Annotated in this window: 1 protein-coding gene; it reads right to left on the reverse strand. The window is 60.5% G+C overall.

Annotation, left to right across the window (positions count from 1 at the left end):
* A partial coding sequence (locus NKH22_RS31480; RefSeq protein WP_352522346.1) for a calcium-binding protein occupies positions 1 to 740 on the reverse strand: 740 nt, incomplete at its 3' end.
* Positions 741 to 825: the final 85 nt, after the last annotated feature.

Genomic DNA, 825 nt, shown 5'->3' on the forward strand with positions numbered 1-825 from the left:
ACACCGCCCAGGTGGGCGAACTCGTGCGCGCTGCCGTCGGCGGTGACATAGGCCAGAGTTGCAACTCTGTCAGCGTAGCTGCTTTGGTAGACAATGATGTCGCCGGCGTGCTCGCCGGAGATCGCACTCGCCGCCTCATTAGCAGAGTTGAAAGATTCGCCAGTGATCACCACGACGTGTTCGCCGTTCGCACCCGAGGCCGCACCGCTGTAGAAGCTGCTCACCGGGTAGCCGGACTGTATGCTGGCGTTGTTGACGAAGTTCGCGCCAAAACCGTCGTTGTAGAGGCCTACCGCATCGAAGGCGAACTTGTCCTCCGCCGGGTTGAAATCGGTGATAGTGGTAATGTCCGACGTCGACCCGACAACCCCAGGCACCGGATTGTGGAACTGGAACACGAACGTGTCACTGTCGGTGCCCCCGGTCAACGTGTCCTGGCCGTCACCCACGTAGAGGACATCCTGGCCGGGACCGCCGCTGAGCCTGTCATTGTCCTCACCGGAGACGCGCGCGTTGAAGCGGCCGTTGTCGCCGGAGAGATCGTCCCAGCCATCTCCGCCGAAGATGCGGTCGTTACCCTCGCCGCCGATGGCTCGGTCACTGCCCGCGCCACCCGAGATCTCGTCGTTGCCGCCACGACCGTCAATCCAGTCACCGCCCTGGAAACCCTCCATCCAATCTTCACGCTCGGTGCCGATGAGTGTTTCGGCACCCGCGCCACCCTCGATAATGTTTGCCATCGAAAAATACTCCTAATGATGTCCCTGCCTGAGTCGTTCATATTCGTCATCGGACAATTGGAGAAATCGATTGCTTGGATAGGCA

The organism is Mesorhizobium sp. M1252, assembly GCF_040318265.1.
Lineage (GTDB): Bacteria > Pseudomonadota > Alphaproteobacteria > Rhizobiales > Rhizobiaceae > Mesorhizobium.